The organism is Bacillus sp. JJ1532, assembly GCF_036965085.1.
Classification (GTDB): Bacteria; Bacillota; Bacilli; order Bacillales; family Cytobacillaceae; genus Cytobacillus.
In genome coordinates, this window is sequence record NZ_JBALOW010000022.1 from 86,126 (window position 1) to 102,226 (window position 16,101).

Here is a 16,101-nt window from a genome sequence, read left to right on the forward strand (position 1 = left end):
CGGTGTTTTAGTAAAAGGTCTATTATATGTGGCGCATTCTTCAGATGTAAGCTGCCTGCCTATAGCAATTTGTATAAATTAGCCACTCACTGAATGTAGTTTGAGGTTACTTTATTCATATTGATAATGGAAAAGGTCCCATTAACGAGACCTTTTCACTAGACAAGTTTATTATTTTACTACTTCAACATCATCTACAACATACCATTCATCAATGTGTGTCTCATATGTTAGCTTGTCACTCATACCAAGGAATTGGTCTAGTGTGTATAAATAAACACGAGGGCGTTCTTCTGCCACGATTTCTTGAACTTGTTTATATTGCTCAGCACGTGCCTCTTCATTCATATTATACATCGCTTCATCTAAAAGCTTTTCAACCTCAGGGTTCTTATAGTCCGTTTCACCTGCAGTAATGGCAGGGTGAACTTGTCCTAAAGGATTGGAAGCATCACCTAAAGAATTTGCAAAGCCAACCATGTACACTTCTTTAAACGTTTTTCCACTCACGTTTTCTAAAAACTTACTCCATTCTAATGGTTCAAGAGTTACGTTGACGCCCACTTCCGCTAACATCGCTTGGATTAATTCAGCAGATTCCTTATCCTTTAAATAACGTCCATTTGAAACACTTAATGTAAGATCTAGCCCTTTTTCAAACCCTGCTTCTTTTAATAATTTCTTCGCTTTTTCAGGATCATATAAACTTTTCCCATATAATTCTTCATTCCCGCCAAATGAATATGGAGTTACTCCCGTTCTCGTCGGTGTTCCTGCTCCTCCATAAATTGTGTCAATGATCAATTGTTTATCAATGGCTAAATCAATGGCTTCCCTTACTCGAGGATCAGCTGTTGCATTTCCATCAGTTAAGCGGAGAACCAGCTGCATGATACGATGTGTTGGTCCTGATACCATTTGTGTGCCTTCATTATTTTTTACTCGCTCCCAATCACTTGGGGGGATATTTACCGCCATATCTACACCACCCGTTAGAAGCTCTGCTACACGGGTAGAATCTTCAGGGATAATACGGAAAACAACTTTTTCCCATTTCGGATCATATTTATGATACTCAGCAAATTTTTCAAGCACGATACGATCATCTTTTTTCCATTCAACAAATTTATACGGTCCTGCACCTACTGGATTTTTCAAGAAATGCTCCCAGCCGTTTTCTTCGATATATTTTGCAGGCAAGATCCCAGATCCTTGTCTGGATACACGATTAAGCAATACTGGGTCTGGCCCATTTGTAATAACTTGAAACGTATGATCATCAATTACTTTTACTTCTTTAATTTGTTTAAAATATTTATTTTCTAATAATGATGTATCAGTTGCAGCGCGCTCTAATGAAAATTTCACATCATTAGAAGTCACCGGGTCACCATTGTGGAATTTTGCCTTTGGATTTAAGGTGAACTCCCAAGTTAATTCGTCAATATTTTTCCAAGAGTCAGCTAAATCAGGAACAAATTCACCATCACGATTCTTCTCAATTAAGGAATCAAACATATTCACATGGATAGCTTGTGTTTGTGTTGCTTGGTGGTTATGAACATCAAAACTCGCCACATCAGCACTAACTGCGATGGTTAAATCCTTATCACTATTTTCAGTACCCTTACTTCCTTTTGAGCCATTGGCAGTTGAGGCATTATCACCATTACTACAGCCCGCAATAATAACCATTAAAACCATTAAAACTATAAAACTAGCATTTCTAAGCTTTTTCATGATTGTCCTCCATTATGTTGTTTTGTTTCATTATTAAGAAAATTTAGAGCCAACTGAACTAATGCAGCAGATCCTAGCGGCAATATTTCATCATTAATATCAAATAGCGGATGATGGAGCGGATAGCTTCCATCCTTACTCGCTCCCAATCGGAAAAATACGCCTGGTATATGTTTCGTATAATAGGAAAAATCTTCTCCGCCCATCGATGGTTTAATATAATTAAAGTTTGAATCACCAACTAATTCCTTAGCGGTTTGATCAAGCAAATCAACCATTTGGTCATCATTGATTACACTTGGGTAACCCATGTCGTAATTAAATTCATAATTTGCACCAAAGGCTTCTGTTACACCTTTAATAATACTTTCCATTTTATTCGGCATCGCTTCCCTTACTTCGGGGTTTAAAGTTCTGACAGTTCCAATAAAAGTAACCTCTGGAGCTATGATATTATAAGCACTGCCCCCCTCAATTTTTCCAATCGTTAATACCGCAGGATCTAATGGGTCAATTTGTCTGCTTACAACATGCTGCAATGCTGAAATTACTTCACTTGCAACAGTAATAGAATCAACTGTTTGATGTGGTCTAGCAGCATGGCCGCCTACTCCAATTACTTTCACTTCAAACGTGTCAGCTGCAGCCATCGCCTGATTCCGAACTACAGCAAGAGTTCCAGATGGCAGCATAGGATCTATATGTAAACCTGCAATTCTATCAACTGCCGGACTAGATAATACCCCATCCTCAATCATTGCTGGAGCTCCGCCTAATCCCTCTTCAGCCGGTTGGAAAATTAGTTTAATGTTCCCCTTCTCTGGGCCTCCCATTTCAGCCAATAATTTAGCGGCTCCCATAAGCATACTCGTGTGAGCATCATGACCACAGGCATGAGCCTTTCCTGGAATCTTTGAACGATAATCGACTGTTTTCCGGTCTTCCATCGGCAAAGCATCCATATCTGCTCTTAGTGCAATCGTAGGACCTTCGCTTTTCCCTTTTATCAATCCAACAACACCAGTTTTTCCGATATTTCTTGTTGTTTCGATTCCTAAAGACTCCAAATGTTCGGCAACGATTTTTGATGTTCTAACTTCTTCAAAACCCAATTCTGGATGCTGGTGAAAATCGCGTCTCCATGTTATTAACTGATTTTTAAGCTCATAGGCTTTTTCAAGAATTTCTGATTTCATTGAAGTTCCCATAGCCAAAATTACCCCCTACTTACTTTTTAATATAATTTTATAAATATATTAAAATTTTTTCTCCTAATTAAAATTGTCTGTCTTTTTAATAGTATTACTATAATACGTTAATGCGTTAATAGTCAAACAATTTTTTTAATATAATTATTCCGACTTATTAAGATAGTCTAATGAGACCATTGCTAACGTCTTGGCAGCAACAAGCATGGCTCTTTCATCAATATCAAACTTAGGATGGTGATGCGGAAAGTTAGCACTCATATCTTCTTTCCCTGCACATGTATAGAAAAATGAACCAGGAACATGCTTTAAGTAGTAAGAAAAGTCCTCTCCACCCATGATTGGTGTAATCTCAAACACATTTTCAGGCGCAATCACTTTATTTGCTGCTTCTACAACAAGATTTGTTTCATTCGGATGATTCCATAGTGATGGGTAGCCACGGGTATATGTATATTCACACGATCCACCTGCCGACATACAAATCCCTTTAGCAATATTTCCAATCTCTTCTTCAATTTTAGTTCGTACTGTTTCATCAAAAGTTCTAATGGTTCCCTCGATAACTGCCCTATCTGAAATGACATTAAAGGCATTTCCCGCATGAAATGACCCTACCGTTACAACTGCAGTGTCTAGTGGATTCAACTTGCGGCTTACAATATTTTGTAGATTAGCAACAATCTGGCTACCTAGTACTATTGCATCTACCGTTTCGTGCGGATATGCACCATGCCCGCCTTTTCCGATCACGTTAATGCTGAATTTATCAGGAGCTGCCATCATATATCCAGATCGATAGCCAATTTTTCCATACGGAATCGTTGACCTAACATGCGTACCAAAAATCGCATCAACGTTTTCAAGGCAGCCGTCTTCAATCATGGCAATTGCCCCTCCTGGAAGTACCTCTTCTGCATGCTGATGAATAAATACAATATTTCCTGCAATTTCTTCTTTCACACTAGTTAATGCTTTTGCCAAGACAAGCAGGCTCGCAGTATGCGCATCATGTCCACACGCATGCATGACTCCTTCAACTTTTGATTTATATTCAACTTGTTTCTCATCTTGTATGGGCAGGGCATCAAAATCTGCTCTTAAAGCAACTGTTTTTCCCGGCTTTCCGCCTCTTAATGTTGAAACTACACCTCTCCCTCCAACCCCTGTCTTAACTTCTAATCCTAGTTCTTTATGAAACTCGGCAATCTTATTAGGGGTTCTTACCTCTTTAAATGAAAGTTCTGGATGCATATGAAAATCTCGGCGAATTTGTACCATTAAAGGATAGTCACTTTCAAGAATACGGAATATTTCGTTTTTCATAAAAACCTCCTTAAAACATTGATAAACTTTTCACATTCAGAAAGTAAAAATAAAAAATGCTCCTTAATTAGCAAGCATTCTTTAGAAACATGACCATTAATTACTTTTTTATTATTATTTGAATATAAAGATATCACTTTTATCACATTGACGCAATAAAGTTTTGTTATTTTTCTAAAAAGTTATTTTTAAATAATTAACAAAAGAGTCTGACAATAATTCCATTCTCTTTACTTTATCCCCGTATAAATGTAGATAGCATCCCTTAAAAACTCAGCTGTGCCTGGCTGCTCCTTATCGTAATATGCCGTAAATCTCTCATCATCCACATACATTTGGGCAAGACCCGCATGCGCTTCCTTACTGTATTCTTTCCAATAATAGCATAGCCATTGTTTATGCAAATCTGCTGCTTTTTGGGCTAGGTCACCTGCTGGATCTCCTATTGCGAACGCTGCGGCTAAAGTATCAGTAACCTCTTTTGCCAAATAGGTGACCTTTTCATAGTCCTCTTCTGTCATATTCATGAGCTTTGCATTTGATTGTTCGATTGTATCCTTGCCATACTTTTCTCGTATTTCCTTCCCATATTTCTTCTCGTTATCCTCTATCATTTTCTTCTTAAATCCATTAAATTTTTCTTTATCCGTCATTTGAATTCTCCCTTCTGTTTGTTCAATGGTTTTCTCCACATTGGCAATTAAGGCATCAAGCTGTTTTCTTTTTTCCAGGAGTTTTTCGCGATGCTCTCTTAGTGCATGTGCTCCATCAAAGGCTGGTGATGTTATGATGTTTTTTATATCGTCCAAACTCACATCTAATTCCCTGAAAAAAAGTATCTGCTGCAATCTATCAACCTCTGACTTCCCGTAAATCCGATATCCTGATGAATTCATTCTTGCCGGCTTAAGAATGCCAATTTCATCATAATATCGTAAGGTCCGGGTACTGATCCCAGCTAATTTTGCCAATCCCTGCACCGTATATTCCATTCGCAAAACCTCCTCTTAAATTAAATCTACACCTTGACGCAGCGTTAAGGTCAATAGCTTTTTTTTAAAAAGAAAAACCCTTACCGAATATCGAGGTAATGGGCCCATTCAAACACCTATTTATAAGCTTTTACATGTAATAATGTTTCCAAGTCAACAATTTCAAATCCCTGTTCCTGCAATGCTTCAATTATATGAGGAAGAGCTCTTTGAGTCTCCGTCTTATCAGAATCAGAGTGCATGAGAATAATATCGCCGTTTCTCACATTTTCCACCACATTGTTTGTAATGTTTTCGGCTTCCATTTGTGACCAATCCAGCGTATCAATGGACCAAAGTATAATCGAATAGCCTTTTTCTTGCGCAACAGCAGCAACTTGGTCATTCGTTTCCCCATATGGTGACCGGAGAATTGCCGGCTCTTTGCCTATTACCGACTTTATCGCTTCTCCTGCTTTATCCATTTCCATTCGAATCTCTTCAATATTCAGCCGAGTTAAGTCTAAATGATTATAGCTATGGCTTAAGATCAAGTTTCCTTTCTCAAAAGCATCCTTTACCACATCTGGGTGCTTCACAACTTCTTTCCCTAAAAAGAAGAAGCTGCCTGGTACCTGATATTCATCTAATATATCAATAATGGCTGGAGTGACAGTTTCATCAGGCCCATCATCGAAGGTTAACGCAACCATTTTTCTATTGGGACCATTTATATAGACATTTTTCTGCTCGTGCGAAAAAAGGACGATTTGCTCTCGCCAATTTTTCATTTTTCTCCAAGCTGCAGCCGTCAATTGATTCGATGCCCCTTTAATATCGAGAGAATACTCATTATCTGCTTGACTTTTTGCCATAGCTCTTTGCGGATTAAATACAGATATGCGATTGACTCCAGTTTTATTTTTCGGAATCACAAATTTTATTTCAATGTTTTCTTTTAAAATGTAAACATAAATTTTCTCATTACTAAGCTCTCTTATATCCGATGGCTCGCCAAATGCTTCTTCCAAATGTTCAAGTGTAACTTCATTTAAATTCTTCCTATAGGAACGGACATCAAAGATTTCATCCTGCATATTAAACCCTAGTACGACATTTTTATTATGATAGGAAGCATAGGAACCGTAGCCTGCTTTGTCTACTTTGTCGGGTTCTCCCCATTGGGCTTTAACCTGCTCTATATTGCTATTCAATACATTAAATGGACTATCAATGATCATCCCGGTTTGAGCCTTTTCCAGCACTTCATCCAAATTTATTGCGGAAGGCTTTACCTCTTTTGGCTGTAAGGCATTCTCTTTTTGATGGATATTTTCGGGTGGGGGGTTCTTTACAAAATTACAAGCGGATATGACAAAGAGCAAAGATAAATATACTGTGAGCTTTATGATATTCTGCATCGTCATAGAACATACCCCCTGGATCTATTAATGCCTTATATAGTGAAGCTTCAATAGTGGGGGTTTTCCTTCATCCCCCACTGATTGTTAGTTGAACCAATCGGGCCTTTACGGGCTGTTGATCACCCACTGAGTAATTTTTTGTTTTACTCAACTTCTTGAAGTGGGGGTCTTACAGCCCGTTAATCTGCGATAAATAGTCTATTTATACAGAACCGCTGGGTCAATTGCAACATTTTATCTTTTATTTATATACCCCATTTTTCACAATTTCCAGGTAATCATTTAACTCCTGAGCAAGGGGATCTGGCTCTGTGAAAAAGTCATAAAGCTTATTTTTATAGAGTGTTTGATATTTATTTCCTAATTGATCACCAATAAACATCGTCATATTAATAACTGTATCAACAGAAATTCCTTCTCTTAACTTATCTATATGAATAAGCTCTTTAAGATAAATATGCTCCAGCATGAATTCCTTTTGATAAGTTTCAAAATGTTTATTAAGAATGTTTTGCATTTCCTTACTCACTGCAACAGGGGGATTTAATAAGGCATCAGTGATAAGCAGCGTTTCCTGTATAAAGGGCGCAATGATTTCGTGCTTCAATAGAAAAATTTCTTTTACCCTTTCAAAAAAGTCATCTGATTTCACCTTTCTTAGTGCTTCCATTGTTATTTCGGTAAGGAGATCGACACAATAACTTACTAGATAAATATATAAATTTTTCTTGCTTTTAAAATAATGAAAAAGAATCCCCTTTGAAATGCCTGCCCTGCTCGTAATCGTATCGGTAGACGCTTTTTCAAAGCCATTTTTTACAAATTCCTCAATCGCCACTTTTAAAATTAGATCCTTTTTCTCCTGTGGCTGCTTTTCAAAAACTGAATACAAGAATGAGCACCTACTTTTTTAGACTGAAATATCCTTCTTTTTATATATCATAAATGAGACGATGATACTAATAAGGAAAATTGCTCCCATTAGCAGTAAGAAAATTGATTCAATTATATGTTCATTAATTATATTAGCTGCTTCAACATATTTAAACGGGCTGAAATATTTAAGGATATCCAAATCCTCGGATAATCCCGACATGATATTGATAAAGTAAGAAACAATCACAACCGCTAGTGATATGGATAAAACGTTCCTTGTTTTTCTCAAAATCGAAGAGAACATAAAGGCTAGCGCAGCAAAAGTTACATGCAATAACAGCGTCGCTATGGCCAGCAATGCAAAAGTGCTCCACGGGATCGCTTCTTCTTCAGCAAACTGAAAGCCAATGATACTCGATATCGTGGATACGATGTTTAAGATTACTATATTGACAATCACAGCCATAAGCTTCTCCGCTACAATTTGACTTCTTGACACAGGCTTAGATAGTAAAAATTCAATCGTTTTTTCATTTTCTTCTTTGGCAAGAATGTTTGAGGCGAGCATTGCTGCATAAATACTTCCTAAAAGAGTCGTCATCATGTAGACCTCAATGCCGTAAAAACCAATTAATGTTCCCAGATTAAGCCGGTCCATCCCAAACATTTGCTTCATAGATTCTGGATAGGCATCAAACAAAGCCTGAATTGACTTCTGGCCCTCGGCAAACTGAGGAAAAATGCTTAATAGCCAGATAATTAATCCCGCAAGCACCAAGCTCCAAATGATGAGTGACTTTTGCCCGCGTCTAAATTCCCTTTTAAAAATCATTGCTCTCCCTCCCTCTATTCATAATAGTGCATGAATACTTCTTCCAGAGTCGGCTCTTCTATAAGCACATCTTGAACAGGTAAATCAATAAGATGCTGAAGAAGCGCTTTAATCTCCCCGCTATAAAGCAGTGTTACTTCTTTTCCATTTACTTCTCGTTTTAAAATCCCATCCACTGTAAAAGAAAACTGTTCAGGATGTTCAAATATAATCGTAATATTTTTCACTTTATTTTTCGTCAGATGTTCAATCGTTTCAACTGCCACGAGCTTACCTTCTTTAATAATCGCCACTCGATCACACATTTTCTGAACTTCACTTAAAATATGGGAGGAGAAAAAGATGGTCGCCCCCTTATCCCTCTCTTCAGCAAGGAGCTCGAAAAAGTGATTCTGAATTAAAGGATCAAGCCCGCTCGTTGGTTCATCTAAAATGATCAGCTTTGGTTCATGAAGCAAGGCTTGCACTATTCCTACTTTTTTGCGATTTCCAAAAGAGAGATCTTCAATTTTCCGATTAATATCAAGATCAAGTCTATCAGCCAAATCCTTCATTCTGGTGCTATAAAAATTCCCATGAAAACGTGCCGAGTATTTTAATAAATCAACAACCTTCATATCATCATAATATTGAACCTCAGATGGCAAATAACCAACGTTTTGCCTAATTTCCTTTGAATGTTTAATGATATCCTTTCCAAAAATTGTTGCATTGCCGCTCGTCGGATAGATGAAATTCAATAGGGTTCTAATTGTTGTACTTTTCCCTGCACCATTCGGACCGATAAACCCAAAAATCTCAGCTTCTTCAATGGAAAAAGAAACATCCATAATCCCTCGATTCTTTTTATAGGATTTCGTTAAATTCTTAAGCTCTACAATACTCACATCTAAACCCTCCTTATGAGTGCAAATAAATATTGACTGAATAGTCAATTTAATTTTAATACCGATTGACTGGTGAGTCAATATTTTCCCTAACATCTATAAACATATGATGGAATACAAAAAAAAGTGAGTTCGCTATTCACAATCATTAGCGAACTCACATTAAATATAGAATGACATTAACCAACATTAGGGAACATTTTCTTCATTTTTTCACATGTAGATGTTGAGAATTCAAGGGTGACTTCCGTTCCTATACCTAGTTTACTTTTTATATTTATTTTTCCGTTCATGCTTTCAATGATTCGAAAAACAACCATCATGCCGAGACCAGTACCATTGCCTGTCATCGTAAAATAAGGTTCTCCTAATTTGCCAAGGATGGTTTCACTCATTCCAGCACCGTTATCTTTTATTGAAATTATGCATAAATCTTCTTTTATTTCAGTTCTTACCTTTATTTGTCCTCCAATAGTCGAGGCTTCTATGCTGTTTTTTAAAATATTTACTAAGGCCTGTACAAATTTAGAGTGATCTCCAGAAACGTGACAAGGGCAACAGCTGGATATATCAAGTTGAATTTTTGCCTGTTCTGCCAGAGGCTTTACAATGTCAACAGACTCAGATAAAACCTTTTGTACCGATATCTGTTCAATTTTATCAGGATATGGCCTTGCAAACGTTAAATAGTCAGATACAACTTTATCAATTCTATCTATCTCCTGCGATGCAATTTCAAAAAAGGCTTCCCTTTTTTCAGTCGGAAGAGACTGATCTTCTTTCAGTAAATGCATCATTCCGCGAACTGTAGTGAGGGGATTCTTCACCTCATGATTAACAGCAGCAGCTAAATGTCCGACAACATCTATCTTAGCTGAATGGAGAAGCTTCATCCGAAGTAGATAGTTCCTCCTAATTGCTTCCAATGATAGATGGACAAAAATAATTCCTATCAGATTGGTAAGCAAGAAGCCCGACCAAAGTTTAAATGAAAACAATTCATTATTATAAAATGAAACAGTTACTAAAATAAAAATGGAAAACATTGTAATAACCGTTGATGCAATCAGTATTTTATTAAAAGTTCTCAAACGAAAATAAAAGGGCCGAATCAAGATCGTTATCGCGGTAAAAAGAATAGAAGTGATTAAAGTAATAATCACACCAGTAGCTCCAATAGTTCCTCCGGTAAAAAGGCGAACGAGAATCGTTTCCACTGTAAGTATAATCCCTACCATTGGTCCGCCATAAATAGTTCCGAACCAAAGGGGTACTCTTCTCAGATCAAATTGGACGCCACCTTCCATATAAAACGAAAAGACCATACATAGTAGAATGGCTGCAGCGGATGTAAATAAGATGGCATATTTTTGGACAAAAGAACAATTTGGTTTACTTTCTACCCAAAATTGATGAACAGTCATTGTAATAAGAATAACTAATAAGTTTAAGAGTAAGTTGCTGCTTCCATCAATCATCACGCTAATTCCTCCCCCAATAAGATTTAAATTCCAACTCACTTTCCTGCTGCGATTTACCTTTTTCCAATTACTAGTGGCAAGAACAGACCCAATCTAACATAGGAAAAAGTATGAGGGAAATAAATTTGAATATTAAAATAATAGCATGGATAAAAAAAAATGCCTATAAGGAAATTCCCTGAAATATTTATTTTAATCTTTTCTTTGTATGTATGAATTCCTGCCGTCATGGACCATAATGAATAACAGTGAAAAGCGCAGGAGGTGTAATGGTTTTTGAGAGATGAGTTAACGATATTCTATCGGATTTTTTCAACAACGAAGGAAGCGATTGAAAAATTTATGAGTATGCTCGATCCTGTCATAGAGTTTGCTAAAGATGACCATGAGCGGCTTTATTACCACCATATTTACGAGGAAGAGGAACAAAGACTTTCTCGACTGGAAATATTAATTCCCCTTATTGCTAAGTTCGAAGGCATAAAAGACGATCATGCATTTACCCCAACAAACAATGAATTTAATCGACTTCTGCAGGAATTAAACCTTGAAAAGTTCGGCTTACATAATTTTGTTGAACACCTGGATTTAGCACTCTTTCAATTTACGGATGAAGAACGGAGCACGTTACTAAAAAAATTAAGAACGGATGCCTATGCTGATTATCAGCAAGTAAAAGAAATGCTGATGGGAATAAATATGCTATTTGACCATGATTATGTGGATCCACATGCCCATCATGATGAACACCATGACCATTTAGCCCCTCCTGTCACGGTACAGGAGAAGAAAATGAGTTCAGGAAAAAAAGGATTTACGGTAGGTAGTTTAAGATAATTTTAAAGTGAGGAGAAGTAATGAGTTATTCACCAGATTTGCCATTTTCTAGTTCAGAGTACAATCATCTTCAGCAGATTGTCATAGATGCTGCCCGGAGACAGTTAATTGGGCGCCGATTTATCGAATTATATGGGCCGCTTGGCAGAGGCGTGCAAAGCATTTTTAACGACATTTACACTGAAAGCCATGAAGCGAAAATTGATTTCCAAGGGTCCTTTGACACAATTATCGAATCAAGCAAACGCGTTAATTATACGATCCCCATGCTCTATAAGGATTTTGTTCTTTATTGGCGTGATATTGAGCAGGCAAAGGTACTGGACATTCCCATCGATTTTTCCAGTGCGGCCAATGCCTCACGTGATGTCGCTATTTTAGAGGATCAGATGATTTTTCACGGATCAAAGGAATTTGATATTCCAGGATTAATGAATGTAAGAGGACGGCTCACCCATTTAATCAGAAATTGGTATGAGTCAGGAAGCGCCTTTCAGGATGTCGTGGATGCCAGAAATAAATTGCTTGATATGAACCATAATGGACCTTATGCACTTGTCTTGTCCCCAGAGCTTTACTCCCTTTTACATCGTGTACATAAGGATACGAATGTACTGGAAATTGAGCATGTTCGCGAGCTTGTCACAGACGGTGTTTTTCAATCTCCTGTTTTAAAAGGAAAAACAGGCGTACTTGTTAACACTGGCAGGAATAATTTAGATTTAGCCATCTCTGAGGATTTTGATATTGCCTATCTTGGGGATGAAGGCATGAATCATCCATTCCGCGTTTATGAAACAGTCGTTCTTAGAATTAAACAGCCTTCCGCAATTTGTACACTGGATAATCCGGAGAAATAAGGAGTAAGTTTCTTGAATAGAAGGATGCTGACGGTTGGCTCGCTTATTCCGAAAGAAGTGGCAGCGGACTTTGTCGTTCATACGAAAAGCTTAGGTAACAATGATGAAAAAAAATTTCCAGTTGCGAAAATAACACCAAAAATAATCGTCTCACAAAATGGGAAAAGTTTTGCCATTCATTTAGTTAAAGGAAGAGTTCTCTTAGATACTGCCCTCAGGCAAGGACAAGCATTGCAATATAAATGCCGCAAAGGAACCTGTGGCAAATGTATAGTGAAAATTGATGCTGGCTCTTTTCTTTTGCAGTCGCCAAATGAACTGGAGCGTAAGAAATTAAAGAATTCATTGAGTGAGGGATTTCGTCTTGCATGCCAGTCAGAATTCAGGGTATAGAAAAAAACGAGGCGGCGACCTCGTTTTTTTCGAATTTAGGCAAATTTTCTATTGAATTGTATTAAATTATCATCTACTGAAAAAGGCAAGGTGATTTGTTTCTTTTCAAGTACTTTTACACTAATATCCCGAACAAGAACCAATGCTTCTCTTTTAAATGTTGGTGTTACAAAGCCATCGTTAATTTCGCATAATCTTTGCAAGTATTGCAATGTATCAGTTAGCATGAGCTGCTTTACTTTTTCGTTGTTTAATTGACAGATCAATTTATATTCTAAGCCCTTCATTATGGCAATTTGATCGACATGAATACAAACATTCATACCTTCTTCATCAATAAAGCAAAGGGAAACATACTGTCCTTTTGACTTGTCGATATTTGTAAATACGGGGTGTTGGAAGACTTCACCTGAAGTTAACTTCAGCATCGCGGCTTCCGCTGCTCCTCCAATTTTACGCTTATTAAAAATAACCGTTTCAATATCCTTCAAGCCATGCAGCATACTCATGTTGTTCCTCCCAAGAGTGAATTAACTTATTTTCATTGTAGAGAAAATGATAATCATTGTCAATAAGACTTGAACAAGAAGATCATATGCAAAAAATACCGGAAAACTGTATCCGGTATCTGGTGCTAGTTATTCTGTATACGGCTAATCTTTATGGAACCTAGATATTATGAGTCAAATTATTGGACAGATTTGGGGCAGTTTATCAGATTTCCGAAAAAAACTAGTTATCTAGACAGGTTTTGATGTTTTCTCATATTCCTGTCCAAATAAAATCATCTTCCCTTTTTGAACCCATTATTATAATATATCAATCCATATTTTTAACGCAGTTGCAACGATTAATAAAGCTAATATTATTTGCAAAATTTTTGTATTTACTTTTTTTCCCGCTATTGCTCCTAAAGGGGAGGCAATTAAACTTGCGACTACCATAATGAACGCCGGACCATAATCCACCTGTCCAGTTGTAATCTTTCCAACTGTTGCTCCGATTGAAGAAATAAAGGTAATCGCTAATGATGAAGCAATGGTCATTCTAGTTGGAATCTTTAATACAACAAGCATAATGGGCACTAATAAAAATGCACCAGCAGCACCAACAATTCCAGCCCCAAGACCAACAACTAATGCAAGTACAGCTGCTAGCCATTTATTAAATTTAACTTGATCTAAAGGGATATCATCAATTCCCTTTTTAGGAATAAACATCATGATAGCTGCAATTAATGCTAATATTCCATAGATCACATTAATTCCGCCCTCTGACATAAGCTTAGAACCGAATCCACCCACAAAGCTTCCAATTAATATACTAACACCCATATAACCAATTAAGGTTTTATTTAAGTAGCCGCCTTTACGATAGGCCCAAACGCCTCCGATTGTTGCGAAGAAAACCTGTACAGCACTGATCCCCGACACTTCGTGAGCACTAAATGCCACTAAACCAAATAATGGCGGGATGTATAGCAGCATTGGATACTTAATAATCGAACCTCCTATTCCTAGCATCCCGGAAATATATGATCCGATAAATCCAATAAGAAAGATGGTTATAATAAATGATAAATCCATGTTAAACACCCCTTAAGAAAAGGGAACCTTTTGGCTCCCTTTAGTTTTTACTCCCCTTTTTTAATCCAGAACTTATATACGCCGTTCTCTTCGTCATTTTTCACCAATTCATGCCCACCTGATTTTGACCAAGCCGAAATGTCATTGACTGAGCCTTTATCTGTTGTATGAACCTCCAGTACTTGCCCAGCTTCAAGTTCATTCATCGCCTTTTTCGTTCTAACAATTGGCATTGGACAAGCTAATCCTTTTGCGTCTAAAAATTTTGCTGTTTCCATAATGCGATTCCTCCTGATATTTTTATTGTCTAGCCGCAGCATCAAGGCCTTCCACTTGTTATCTCACCGCACAGCGGTTTGGACCAATTTCCATTTCACGCTGTTCTTCTTCGGAAGGGGTGATTTTCCCCATATTGGTTTTGCGAATTTCCTGATAAGCATTTGGTTGCGGCGGTAAGTTTTCAGTGACAAGCTTTCTAAATTCATTTTCATCTTCAATATTTAGTCCATGGTTTTTAGTGAATAATGTGCCAAGCTTTTCCGCAACACTGCCATCTTCATTTAATTCTTCAATAATCATAAAGTGTGCTGGCAGAACGATTAGCTCTTCTGATAGTTCACGATAGCGTTTGTATAAGCTTTCACGTAAATCCCCTACCCAGTCTTCCGCAAGTCCAGCCAAATCTGGTCTTCCGATCGAATCAATGAATAAAATATCTCCTGAAAGCAAGTACTTTTCATCCACCACAAAGGAGGTTGAGCCGATTGTATGACCTGGGGTATATAGAGCATGAACATTGATTGCTGTATGTCCAATTGTCACAACATTGCCGTCTTCTAATGGGTTGAATTCAAAAGTTACCTCGGATGCATCCTTTGGCGGCAGCCAGTAAGTTGCATTTGATTTTTCAGCAATCATACGTCCACCGGAGATATGGTCAGCATGCAAGTGTGTATCGAAAACATGGGTGATAATTACGTTCTTACTTTTTGCAAAGTCGAGAAACACATCTGTCATCCGAGTTGCGTCAATGATGACCGCTTCACCGTTTGAAATAACCATGTAAGATAAGCATCCCTTCCCAATGCGGACAAACTGATAAATCTCTCCTCCGTCATTTAGATCCCCGATTTTGATGGGTTCTAAATGCTCGCTCCATTCCTTCATTCCGCCTTTTAGATAAGATACTTTTCGGCCGGCTTCTGAAAGCATTTCTGCTACAAAAATGGATGAGCCTTCTTTTGCACACGCTACTAAAATATCTTTATCAGCAGGTAGTTTATCAAGGATACCCTCCACCCCATCAAGTAAATCAAAGTATGGGATATTTAAGTATTCGAATTTCTCCCCTTCGATTTTCCAGTCTTGAAAATCTTCTTCATTGCGAACATCTAAAATAAATAATTCTTCTTTGTTTACAACCTTCTTTGCTGCTTCTTTTGCTGTCATGATATTTACAGACATCTCTCGATTACCCCCTATGGTATTATTGATTTTAAAAAAATTTAGCTTGGAGCCATTTTATTAATTCCGATTAGACCCATGATGTCAAGGACGCTCCTTGACACCCTTTCGCTCAGTAAAACTGTTCTGAAGGTCGTTATAAACTCTTCTTAACTACCTTCCACTCAAAATAGCTGCCCTGAAGGTCGTTATAAACACTTCTTAACTACCTTCCAC

The 16,101-nt window shown here is 37.5% G+C and carries 16 protein-coding genes; 3 read left to right on the top strand and 13 right to left on the bottom strand.

Annotated elements, in window-relative coordinates; genetic code table 11:
• Positions 1-171: 171 nt before the first annotated feature.
• The 9 genes from V7122_RS09975 to V7122_RS10015 form a co-directional block, all read right to left on the bottom strand.
• Positions 172-1,740, bottom strand: coding sequence for an ABC transporter substrate-binding protein (locus V7122_RS09975; RefSeq protein ID WP_335526491.1), 1,569 nt, complete (start codon positions 1,738-1,740; stop codon positions 172-174).
• Entirely contained in the window at positions 1,737-2,948 is a 1,212-nt protein-coding gene (locus V7122_RS09980; RefSeq protein WP_335526493.1) for a M20 metallopeptidase family protein, read from the bottom strand. The genes V7122_RS09975 and V7122_RS09980 overlap by 4 nt, the downstream gene beginning before the upstream one ends.
• A 144-nt stretch (positions 2,949-3,092) precedes the next feature.
• Positions 3,093-4,274: a M20 family metallopeptidase gene (locus V7122_RS09985; protein WP_335526494.1), complete on the bottom strand. Its 1,182-nt coding sequence runs from the start codon at positions 4,272-4,274 to the stop codon at positions 3,093-3,095.
• A 230-nt stretch (positions 4,275-4,504) separates the two neighbouring features.
• Positions 4,505-5,266: a MerR family transcriptional regulator gene (locus V7122_RS09990; protein WP_335526496.1), complete on the bottom strand. Its 762-nt coding sequence runs from the start codon at positions 5,264-5,266 to the stop codon at positions 4,505-4,507.
• Positions 5,267-5,382: 116 nt separating this feature from the next.
• Positions 5,383-6,672, bottom strand: a complete 1,290-nt coding sequence (locus tag V7122_RS09995) for a polysaccharide deacetylase family protein (protein WP_335526498.1) — start codon at positions 6,670-6,672, stop codon at positions 5,383-5,385.
• 238 nt (positions 6,673-6,910) lie between these two features.
• Positions 6,911-7,561, bottom strand: coding sequence for a TetR/AcrR family transcriptional regulator (locus tag V7122_RS10000; RefSeq protein WP_335526500.1), 651 nt, complete (start codon positions 7,559-7,561; stop codon positions 6,911-6,913).
• An 18-nt stretch (positions 7,562-7,579) separates the two neighbouring features.
• Complete coding sequence (locus V7122_RS10005; RefSeq protein ID WP_335526502.1) at positions 7,580-8,377, bottom strand: ABC transporter permease subunit; 798 nt, start codon at positions 8,375-8,377, stop codon at positions 7,580-7,582.
• Positions 8,378-8,391: 14 nt separating this feature from the next.
• Positions 8,392-9,264 (bottom strand): ABC transporter ATP-binding protein, encoded by an 873-nt coding sequence (locus V7122_RS10010; RefSeq protein ID WP_335526504.1) that lies wholly within the window; start codon positions 9,262-9,264, stop codon positions 8,392-8,394.
• A gap of 179 nt (positions 9,265-9,443) precedes the next feature.
• Positions 9,444-10,742 (bottom strand): HAMP domain-containing sensor histidine kinase, encoded by a 1,299-nt coding sequence (locus tag V7122_RS10015; RefSeq protein WP_335526534.1) that lies wholly within the window; start codon positions 10,740-10,742, stop codon positions 9,444-9,446.
• A gap of 279 nt (positions 10,743-11,021) precedes the next feature.
• Here V7122_RS10015 and V7122_RS10020 point away from each other — a divergent pair, with 279 nt between their 5' ends.
• Genes V7122_RS10020 through V7122_RS10030 form a run of 3 tightly spaced genes read left to right on the top strand, consistent with a single transcriptional unit; the run spans position 11,022 to position 12,835 of the window.
• Positions 11,022-11,582, top strand: coding sequence for an IMEF encapsulin system ferritin-like cargo protein (locus V7122_RS10020; RefSeq protein WP_335526506.1), 561 nt, complete (start codon positions 11,022-11,024; stop codon positions 11,580-11,582).
• Between the two features lie 20 nt (positions 11,583-11,602).
• Positions 11,603-12,442, top strand: a complete 840-nt coding sequence (locus V7122_RS10025; RefSeq protein WP_335485880.1) for a family 1 encapsulin nanocompartment shell protein — start codon at positions 11,603-11,605, stop codon at positions 12,440-12,442.
• A gap of 12 nt (positions 12,443-12,454) precedes the next feature.
• Positions 12,455-12,835, top strand: a complete 381-nt coding sequence (locus V7122_RS10030; RefSeq protein WP_335526508.1) for a 2Fe-2S iron-sulfur cluster-binding protein — start codon at positions 12,455-12,457, stop codon at positions 12,833-12,835.
• Positions 12,836-12,870: 35 nt separating this feature from the next.
• Here V7122_RS10030 and V7122_RS10035 read toward each other — a convergent pair whose 3' ends face one another.
• The 4 genes from V7122_RS10035 to V7122_RS10050 all read right to left on the bottom strand — a co-directional run bounded on the left by V7122_RS10035 (position 12,871) and on the right by V7122_RS10050 (position 15,885).
• Complete coding sequence (locus V7122_RS10035; protein ID WP_335526510.1) at positions 12,871-13,344, bottom strand: hypothetical protein; 474 nt, start codon at positions 13,342-13,344, stop codon at positions 12,871-12,873.
• 300 nt (positions 13,345-13,644) lie between these two features.
• Positions 13,645-14,421: a sulfite exporter TauE/SafE family protein gene (locus tag V7122_RS10040; RefSeq protein WP_335526511.1), complete on the bottom strand. Its 777-nt coding sequence runs from the start codon at positions 14,419-14,421 to the stop codon at positions 13,645-13,647.
• A gap of 47 nt (positions 14,422-14,468) precedes the next feature.
• Positions 14,469-14,699 (bottom strand): sulfurtransferase TusA family protein, encoded by a 231-nt coding sequence (locus tag V7122_RS10045; RefSeq protein ID WP_335526513.1) that lies wholly within the window; start codon positions 14,697-14,699, stop codon positions 14,469-14,471.
• 58 nt (positions 14,700-14,757) lie between these two features.
• Entirely contained in the window at positions 14,758-15,885 is a 1,128-nt protein-coding gene (locus V7122_RS10050) for an MBL fold metallo-hydrolase (protein WP_335526514.1), read from the bottom strand.
• Between the last annotated feature and the right edge of the window lie 216 nt (positions 15,886-16,101).